The organism is Enterobacter sp. MGH85 (assembly GCF_001037655.1).
GTDB lineage: Bacteria > Pseudomonadota > Gammaproteobacteria > Enterobacterales > Enterobacteriaceae > Enterobacter > Enterobacter intestinihominis.
This window is the reverse complement of the sequence record NZ_KQ089926.1, coordinates 124,020-132,593: the sequence shown is the minus strand read 5'-3', so window position 1 is coordinate 132,593 and position 8,574 is coordinate 124,020. Positions and strand designations below refer to the sequence as shown.

General features: G+C 45.4%; 7 protein-coding genes and 3 pseudogenes. 4 read left to right on the top strand and 6 right to left on the bottom strand.

Going from position 1 to position 8,574, the window contains the following annotated elements; genetic code table 11:
• A pseudogene (locus SK51_RS25525) lies at positions 1-67 on the top strand (EAL domain-containing protein); the annotation flags it as partial.
• 117 nt (positions 68-184) lie between these two features.
• Positions 185-949, top strand: a complete 765-nt coding sequence (locus SK51_RS23250; RefSeq protein ID WP_001389365.1) for an IS6-like element IS6100 family transposase — start codon at positions 185-187, stop codon at positions 947-949.
• Positions 950-1,088: 139 nt separating this feature from the next.
• Here SK51_RS23250 and SK51_RS25520 read toward each other — a convergent pair.
• Positions 1,089-1,154, bottom strand: a pseudogene (locus SK51_RS25520) (EAL domain-containing protein); the annotation flags it as partial.
• A gap of 61 nt (positions 1,155-1,215) precedes the next feature.
• Here SK51_RS25520 and SK51_RS23245 point away from each other — a divergent pair.
• A complete protein-coding gene (locus SK51_RS23245; RefSeq protein ID WP_001749969.1) occupies positions 1,216-2,424 on the top strand; it encodes a type II restriction endonuclease in 1,209 nt (402 codons plus the stop codon).
• Positions 2,425-2,457: 33 nt separating this feature from the next.
• Here SK51_RS23245 and SK51_RS23240 read toward each other — a convergent pair whose 3' ends face one another.
• On the bottom strand, positions 2,458-3,891 hold the full coding sequence (locus SK51_RS23240; protein ID WP_001288432.1) for a DNA cytosine methyltransferase: 1,434 nt from the start codon (positions 3,889-3,891) through the stop codon (positions 2,458-2,460).
• 98 nt (positions 3,892-3,989) lie between these two features.
• Here SK51_RS23240 and SK51_RS23235 point away from each other — a divergent pair.
• Positions 3,990-4,262: pseudogene (locus SK51_RS23235) on the top strand (IS1 family transposase); the annotation flags it as partial.
• Between the two features lie 10 nt (positions 4,263-4,272).
• Here SK51_RS23235 and SK51_RS24805 read toward each other — a convergent pair.
• From SK51_RS24805 to SK51_RS24800, 4 genes are all read right to left on the bottom strand, one after another.
• Positions 4,273-4,479: a hypothetical protein gene (locus tag SK51_RS24805; protein WP_001749967.1), complete on the bottom strand. Its 207-nt coding sequence runs from the start codon at positions 4,477-4,479 to the stop codon at positions 4,273-4,275.
• Between the two features lie 4 nt (positions 4,480-4,483).
• Positions 4,484-4,879: a restriction endonuclease gene (locus SK51_RS23230; RefSeq protein ID WP_048207301.1), complete on the bottom strand. Its 396-nt coding sequence runs from the start codon at positions 4,877-4,879 to the stop codon at positions 4,484-4,486.
• Between the two features lie 174 nt (positions 4,880-5,053).
• A complete protein-coding gene (locus SK51_RS23225; RefSeq protein WP_001084041.1) occupies positions 5,054-7,126 on the bottom strand; it encodes an ATP-binding protein in 2,073 nt (690 codons plus the stop codon).
• Positions 7,123-8,514: an SIR2 family protein gene (locus tag SK51_RS24800; protein WP_000085084.1), complete on the bottom strand. Its 1,392-nt coding sequence runs from the start codon at positions 8,512-8,514 to the stop codon at positions 7,123-7,125. Before SK51_RS24800 ends, SK51_RS23225 begins: the two co-directional genes overlap by 4 nt.
• Between the last annotated feature and the right edge of the window lie 60 nt (positions 8,515-8,574).

Below are 8,574 nucleotides of genomic sequence, written 5' to 3'. Positions count from 1 at the left end.
TGTCATTTTCAGAAGACGACTGCACCAGTTGATTGGGCGTAATGGCTGTTGTGCAGCCAGCTCCTGACAGTTCAATATCAGAAGTGATCTGCACCAATCTCGACTATGCTCAATACTCGTGTGGGCTCTGTTGCAAAAATCGTGAAGCTTGAGCATGCTTGGCGGAGATTGGACGGACGGAACGATGACGGATTTCAAGTGGCGCCATTTCCAGGGTGATGTGATCCTGTGGGCGGTGCGCTGGTATTGTCGCTATCCGATCAGCTATCGCGACCTTGAGGAAATGCTGGCGGAACGCGGCATTTCGGTCGACCATACGACGATCTATCGCTGGGTCCAGTGCTACGCCCCGGAGATGGAGAAGCGGCTGCGCTGGTTCTGGCGGCGTGGCTTTGATCCGAGCTGGCGCCTGGATGAAACCTACGTCAAGGTGCGGGGCAAGTGGACCTACCTGTACCGGGCAGTCGACAAGCGGGGCGACACGATCGATTTCTACCTGTCGCCGACCCGCAGCGCCAAGGCAGCGAAGCGGTTCCTGGGCAAGGCCCTGCGAGGCCTGAAGCACTGGGAAAAGCCTGCCACGCTCAATACCGACAAAGCGCCGAGCTATGGTGCAGCGATCACCGAATTGAAGCGCGAAGGAAAGCTGGACCGGGAGACGGCCCACCGGCAGGTGAAGTATCTCAATAACGTGATCGAGGCCGATCACGGAAAGCTCAAGATACTGATCAAGCCGGTGCGCGGTTTCAAATCGATCCCCACGGCCTATGCCACGATCAAGGGATTCGAAGTCATGCGAGCCCTGCGCAAAGGACAGGCTCGCCCCTGGTGCCTGCAGCCCGGCATCAGGGGCGAGGTGCGCCTTGTGGAGAGAGCTTTTGGCATTGGGCCCTCGGCGCTGACGGAGGCCATGGGCATGCTCAACCACCATTTCGCAGCAGCCGCCTGATCGGCGCAGAGCGACAGCCTACCTCTGACTGCCGCCAATCTTTGCAACAGAGCCTCCGTCGCCATGCTCACCTCGCTTTGGTGCACACGAGTATTGAGCATAGTCGAGATTGGTGCAGATCACTTCTGATATTGAACTGTCAGGAGCTGGCTGCACAACAGCCATTACGCCCAATCAACTGGTGCAGTCGTCTTCTGAAAATGACACTGTTTGTATATAATCATGAAAAAATGGTGAGTAGAGTTTCAGGGTAACAGGGGATGCTTATGTCGGTTTTCCACAACTGGCTACTTGAGATCGCATGTGAGAATTACTTCGTCTACATCAAACGCCTTTCCGCCAACGATACCGGCGCAACAGGTGGTCACCAGGTAGGGCTTTATATCCCTTCAGGTATCGTTGAAAAACTCTTTCCGTCTATCAACCATACCCGTGAACTGAACCCTTCGGTTTTTCTCACCGCACATGTGTCATCGCATGATTGCCCTGACAGCGAAGCCAGGGCAATTTATTATAACAGCCGTCATTTTGGTAAAACCCGGAATGAAAAAAGGATTACCCGCTGGGGTAGAGGCAGCCCACTTCAGGATCCTGAAAATACAGGGGCTCTGACGCTCCTGGCTTTCAAGCTTGATGAGCAAGGGGGGGACTGTAAGGAAGTAAATATTTGGGTATGCGCCAGCACTGATGAAGAGGACGTCATTGAGACCGCTATTGGTGAAGTTATACCCGGAGCGCTTATATCCGGCCCCGCAGGACAGATTCTAGGCGGACTATCTCTACAGCAAGCGCCAGTAAATCATAAATATATTCTACCTGAAGACTGGCACCTGCGCTTTCCGTCGGGAAGTGAAATTATTCAGTATGCAGCCAGCCATTATGTGAAAAATTCCCTTGATCCGGATGAGCAACTTCTTGACCGCCGGCGCGTGGAGTACGACATATTTCTATTGGTTGAGGAACTGCATGTTCTGGATATCATCCGGAAAGGATTTGGCTCTGTGGATGAATTTATTGCGCTGGCCAATTCTGTCAGCAATCGCCGTAAATCCAGAGCCGGGAAGTCGCTGGAACTGCACCTGGAGCATCTATTCATTGAGCACGGCCTGCGACACTTTGCGACGCAGGCCATCACAGAAGGTAATAAAAAACCCGATTTCCTTTTCCCTTCCGCAGGGGCTTACCACGATACTGAGTTTCCCGTAGAAAATCTGCGCATGCTGGCAGTCAAGACTACCTGTAAGGATCGCTGGCGTCAGATACTGAATGAGGCCGATAAAATTCATCAGGTGCATCTGTTTACACTCCAGGAGGGAGTTTCTCTGGCTCAATATCGGGAGATGCGGGAGTCGGGTGTCAGATTGGTCGTGCCATCATCTCTGCACAAAAAATACCCGGAGGCGGTGAGAGCTGAGCTAATGACGCTAGGTGCGTTTATTGCTGAGCTGACAGGGCTTTACGCAGATATTCCATAGATTATCTCCCGGCATAAATACCGGGAGGAGCGATCAGATTCGTTCAACCTTGCACGAATCGGCATTAACCGCTTTCAGGATATAAGGTTCAAGCAGTTTGGCTACGGCTTCAAACACGGGCACCACTACGGAGTTACCGAACTGCCTGTACGACTGAGTGTCTGACACAGGAATGCGAAAAGGCCTGCCATCTACTTTTTCAAAACCCATAAGGCGCGCGCACTCTCGCGGAGTCAGCCTGCGGGGCCGATGCGCCTGATTTTCTTCGTTCGCGAAGTCTGTTTCACCTGTGGCCATATCCCAGCCACGGTCTATCAGAATTTCAGACCCGTCTTTGTGATAGCGAGCAGAAAGCGTACGGGCAATGCTTTCTTTATTTTCAGGATTAACGAGGCCAAAACCGAATCCGTTACCCTTAGCTGCGTGCTTTTTGGCGTAGTTATAGAGATACTCCCAGAGTTTCGGCGTCAGTATATATTTGCTGTCAACCACGGGTTCCAGCAGTTCGCCAAATGACGGACGCTGTTCCGGATAAAAACGACTAATATCGCGCAGGGTAAAGCCCTGGTGAATGTTCAGATCACGGCGGAAACCGACCAAAACGATACGTTCTCGGTGCTGAGGTAAAAAGTGCTTTCCGTCGATAACTTTAGGATCGTTTTTGCCCATCTCAGCTGCATCCGCAACTTCATAGCCCAGTTCGTCGAGGGTATCCATGATGACTTTAAAGGTTTTACCCTTGTCATGGCTCTTCAGGTTTTTAACGTTTTCAAGAACAAAGATGGCAGGTTTTTTTGCGCGGATAATACGCGCCACATCGAAGAAAAGCGTTCCCTGAGCCTCACATTCGAAACCATGCGCGCGCCCGAGCGAGTTTTTCTTGCTTACGCCCGCAAGGCTAAACGGTTGACAGGGGAAACCTGCTAGAAGTACATCATGATCCGGCACATGCTCATTAATGTAAGCATAGGCATCGTTTTCAGGTACTTCAGGTTTATCACTGAGCGTGACTTCACGAATATCGAGATTGAAAGTGTGTTCCTGAGCATCGTTAAACCAGTTAGCTTTATATGTGCGCACAGCCTCTTTATTCCATTCACTGGTAAAAACGCACTGGCCACCGATGGTTTCGAAGCCCTTCCGTATACCTCCAATCCCAGCAAACAGGTCAATAAACCGGAAGGCATAGTCAGGGTGATGTGCAGGCGCTTCCGGAAGCATTTTTCGTAGAAGTTCCTCTTCGGCTAACGTCAGCGTCTTAGGTGAGCACTTACCATTAATCCAGCGATTAAGAGTCTCGCGACTCCACTCATTTTTACCAACTTTTCTAAGCAGTTCAGCCACGTACTTCTGGTCATAGATTTCCAGCACCTGCCCGAGCAGCTTTTTATCATTTTCCTGTCGCAGTTGTTCTTCCGCTTCTGCTTTCTCAAGCAGATCCTGCGCCAGTAATTCAAATTCAGACATATTGCCTCCATTGGGTCTTATGGGTGAAACTGTATCACTCATTTGACCCAGATTGAATGTTTTTATCTGGATATTTAAACAGGTTTATTGTTAGGTAACGCACGTTGGCCACGCTGGAGCGTCTTCTGGGCCTGCTGTCGGCCTTTGAGGTCGTGGTATGGATGACGGATGGCTGGCCGCTGTATGAACCCCGCCTGAAGGGAAAGCTGCACGTTATCAGCAAGCGTTACACTCAGCGCATTGAGCGACATAACCTGAATCTGAGACAACATCTGGCAAGGCTGGGACGGAAGTCACTGTCGTTCTCAAAATCGGTGGAGCTGCATGACAAGGTCATCGGGCATTATCTGAACATAAAACACTATCAGTAAGTTGGAGTCATTACCGGTTCTCTTTGTCTTTTAGTGATTCTATAAACCTCATTACGTCTGAATATAAAAATCTATTATTTGATTTATGTGGCTCATGAGGTTGTGGGATGGTCTTGTTTTTGAATGTGCCAGTTTTCTTAATGGCAAAGATTAACTCACCTTCTGTTATTCCTAACATTTCAGCAAATGTTTTTGCTTCTATAGTTACTGACTTCATTTAATTAACTCTCATGGTATCGATTTTCTTTACCGGCATCTTTAACAATGGTGCTCGTTTCTAGTGTTGCTGCGGTACGCTTCATCATCGTCTGCGGGGCGGTTGCGATAGTGAAGGAGCTGCCGGGCGTGAGCAAATCTATCAGGCGCTGGCCGCTGATAATCTCCATCCGTTCACTGGCAATACTGACAGATTTTGAACCTGCGCCGGTTTTCCCGGTATGGCAAAACAGACCGCGACAGTTATGACGTTTAAGCAACTTCTCGAACTCCTGTACGTGCTGTAAAGCAATATGGCCGCGATAGCGTTTAGCCTGAATAAGATAGCGATATTTTCCTATTATTACCTGGCCGTCAATGCCTCCATCGCCGGTATAGGGGTTTGAGGGCCAATGATGCAAAAAACCACGCTAAGAGGTTAGTTCATTGTTTATATTGAGATTGTTAGGTACTGCGTTTGCAGCCACTTCAGTCGTCATGGGGGGAGGGACAATGGAACGCAACACCAAGTAGATTGATGGCATAAAGTTCCTTCAATTCCGATCTGCTCTCCCGCTTTCATTTTCTGCTGCAGATCACTTTTGTTGCCATTCCTTTACAACAGCTTCCCAATCGACAGTTCTCTCGACCAACTTCCCATCCGCATACTTTCTTGTCCAAACATCCCAGAAGTCAGGGTCATCAGAATGAGGTTGCTGCTCTTTCGTCAAATTTTTCATTTTAACTAGGACAGGAAGTTCAGATGCCCAGCCCATCAGTATTGCATGTTGGGATGGTAATGAAGGTAGTTCACGGAGTAATCCTCGCAAATTATCAGGTACCATTTTATGAACTTGCTCCTGATCTTTGTCGTTACTAATTCGATGCAAAAGAAAAGTATTACATTGAGACAAAACCGTAGGTGATAACTCTGATGGTCGTTGTGAGGAAATCACCATACCAAGACCAAACTTTCTGCCTTCTCGTGCGATTTTCTCAAACACTTGGCAGCAAACGGCTGCGACATCCTGATTTTCAGAGTCATCACGATACCGTTTAATAAATGTATGTGCTTCTTCAGCGACAAGTACCGTAGGTAAAGATTTATTATATAGCCGCCTATAACGTTGCAATGATTCAAACACAATCCTTGAAATAACAGCTGTCACAAGATGAGTAATTTCTGTTGGTACTAAAGAAAGATCAATAATTGAAACACAGCTATCATCATCGCCGGTTCCATCCTTTCCAATATAAGTTTCTAACCAATTGGCTAAGTCAACTCGGTGCTCTGAGTCATTGGTTATAGGTTTCATTCTCGTATCAGCAAGCATTGTGCGTATCCTAGCCACTAAATATTCGACATATTGCTCACTGCCATTTTCCTGGGCTAATGCCTCTAAATAGGAAACTAAATTACCTCCGTCAAAAGGGACGGGGATGTCCTCATTTTTCGGAAGGAGTTCACACTCATTACCACCAAGGCTCTGAAATGAAGATAACATTCCATCTATGATGTTATCAACTGCGCTAACTTTAGCATTGTAATCTGGATATCTACCCTCTCTTTGCACACAAAAATCTTGAATAGAGACGATTAATTTATCTAGCTCTGGATGTGTAGTAACTAACCTTTCTTTATATTCTTCAAGACTCTGACGCCAAGTGTTAATTTTTGCCAAAAGATTTTTAGCACCTGGGAAATCATTAAGTGCTGCTGCACCTTTAGATTTATCCGCTTTTAAAGAAACTAAAATAGTACCTAAGTACTTTTTAACTTCTACATCTAAATTCGTTTGTAAATCAAACTCTTCATTTCTCATTGCTCTCAAAGAGCGCTTTAGTAATGGAAGTTGTGCTTTAGGACTTGCTTGCGTGAATGATGCCCATTCTGAACTATTCCAAAACCATGAAGGTACCTGTAATTGGTTTTCACCATCTTCTGCTTCAACCTTAAACACTCTGCCTTTAAATTTTGTAGTTGGCCCCAAAGCACGTGTATACTCGCCATTTGGGTCTAATATAATAAATCTTGCGTTTGGTTTTATTTCTGATTCCATTGCAGCCTCGAGTGACCACTGGATTAACCCTGCAACAGAACAAGACTTACCACTACCCGTATTACCAAGTACTGCTATATGACGACCAAATAATCTGTCGGGATCTACAGCCACATTAGCATTGTTAGCAAGTGGGCTTTGCCCAATAATCACCCGTCTATTATTACCAGACTCGACAATTGATCTAAGCTGTAAATCTGTTGGTAGTAAAATAGCTGAACCAATAGAAGGAAATGATTCAGAACCGCGTTGAAATATAAAATAATCAGTACCATCTTTTGAAAAACGTTTAAGATTCCCTACCGGATTTAAACTTATTTTTTTTCGAGGGAATGGCAGATTTACTAAACCAAAATCTTGGATATCCCTTTGTTTGGGATAAGGCGAATGCTCAACTGCAAGCCACTCTATTTGCCCAACTAAGTAACCATTGTCACATGAGACTAATACATAGCTGTTTACTCTAGGAAAATTTCTAGGTGTTCCTGCATTCAAAGCGACAGAATCAGGCGAGTCGATATCTAATAGTGCCCTAATCTCGTTGGGTGAAACAAAATCGACAGTGCCAACCCTGAGTTGCTCACCTTGTTCAATGGGGAATGAGTTCATTCAGCATCCTCACTATTATTTGGTTTTGTTGCACGATATAAACCTCGTGATTTTAATAGCTCAGCCATACGAATTGATGATCTGTCTATCGCGGCTTTAGGAAGATAAAAATCAACTAATTTTTTTAGATCTCCAAAATGATCTCCCAGCAATAAAGATATTTGAGCTTTTCTTCCACTATCATTTATAAAACGCATAATTCTTCCAAGCGGATCACCGTAAGCAATTATGACTATATGCGTTGAGGGGATTGTCAACATATCAATTATAAGCCGATTTATATGCTCATCTCCAAAACTATAACCATATGTTACCAAGGTGCTATTAGGACGACATGTTGCAGATGCTAAATCCCTAAATAGCTCAACATAAGGATATTCAGATGTTTCACGGTCTTTAACTGAATTTGGATAAATCATTAATTGTTGATAATTTGCAGTTCCGGCTGTTTCCACTTGTAAAAAGGGTTCAACCGAGCTAGCTCCAAATGGCAATCCAAAACGCCTTATAGCCCCTTCAGTAGCATACCAGTCCAATGAACCATGTAATTTAGTAAAGCGCGCCACACCTTCCAAATATCTTGGTTCACCCCGAATACCTGGTGGATTGTAATGATAATCCACTTCTAATCGCGAAGATCTAAAAATCGGCGCTATGGTACCGACAAATCTGTCAATTAAACGAAGACCTGCTATTTCAGCGCCCGTTTCAATTATTCTGTCGTAATTTGTCGTAAAAATATGTAATCGATCCCTAGTTGCTGTTCGACTTGAAAAACTCATCAAAAAACTCACTAAATAATTAAACGTTTCTGTTTTTAAATCATTGCTTGCATCACGAATTAATTTTTCCCCATGACTAACTGAGTCCGAAAATAATTTCAGACATCTTGTTAGCTCATTATTTAACTCTACTAACTCACTTTTTAAATTTCGATATGGGGGAGCACCTGGTGGAGGTAGTGGAACCGGTAGGTTTTGTACCGTTAAAATCTCTAATCCTTTAATCAACTCATTAATTGAACGAATCTGATCTTCAATATTACCCTTTCCCCTTCCTGAGGCGTCTGCTGTTTTAGCTACATAACTGTCTATTTCAGCCTTACAAACTTTGAGATCTTCAATCCATCCCATACCTTGAGGTTTGGTGCCGGTCGCTGACTCTTGAATAGCCGAACTAAGGCCAGCGCCAATAAGTATATTTAAGTGTTCAGACTGAAAAAGGGCAGTTAACCAAGGTTCTACTCTTGAACGCAAAAAGTCAGGAGTGATTTTATCTTCTGGTTTTGCCCATGCGCAGTGTCCAACGACTTTAAATGCACCAACTTCGCTGTGTGGGTCCAACTGAACCGGAGATTGGTCATCTCCAAGCTTTAAATATTGACTCAATTTGAATACATCCTTTTTTCGAGTTTAAACATTGCTAAATAGAAGCCGTTCAGGCATTTA

Bases quoted from the DNA above. Each gene is read 5' to 3' on its own strand.
- SK51_RS23240 (WP_001288432.1), bottom strand. From the start codon at position 3,891: ATGTCTGAATTTGAATTACTGGCGCAGGATCTGCTTGAGAAAGCAGAA.
- SK51_RS23225 (WP_001084041.1), bottom strand. From the start codon at position 7,126: ATGAACTCATTCCCCATTGAACAAGGTGAGCAACTCAGGGTTGGCACT.
- SK51_RS23250 (WP_001389365.1), top strand. From the start codon at position 185: ATGACGGATTTCAAGTGGCGCCATTTCCAGGGTGATGTGATCCTGTGG.
- SK51_RS23245 (WP_001749969.1), top strand. From the start codon at position 1,216: ATGTCGGTTTTCCACAACTGGCTACTTGAGATCGCATGTGAGAATTAC.
- SK51_RS24805 (WP_001749967.1), bottom strand. From the start codon at position 4,479: ATGAAGTCAGTAACTATAGAAGCAAAAACATTTGCTGAAATGTTAGGA.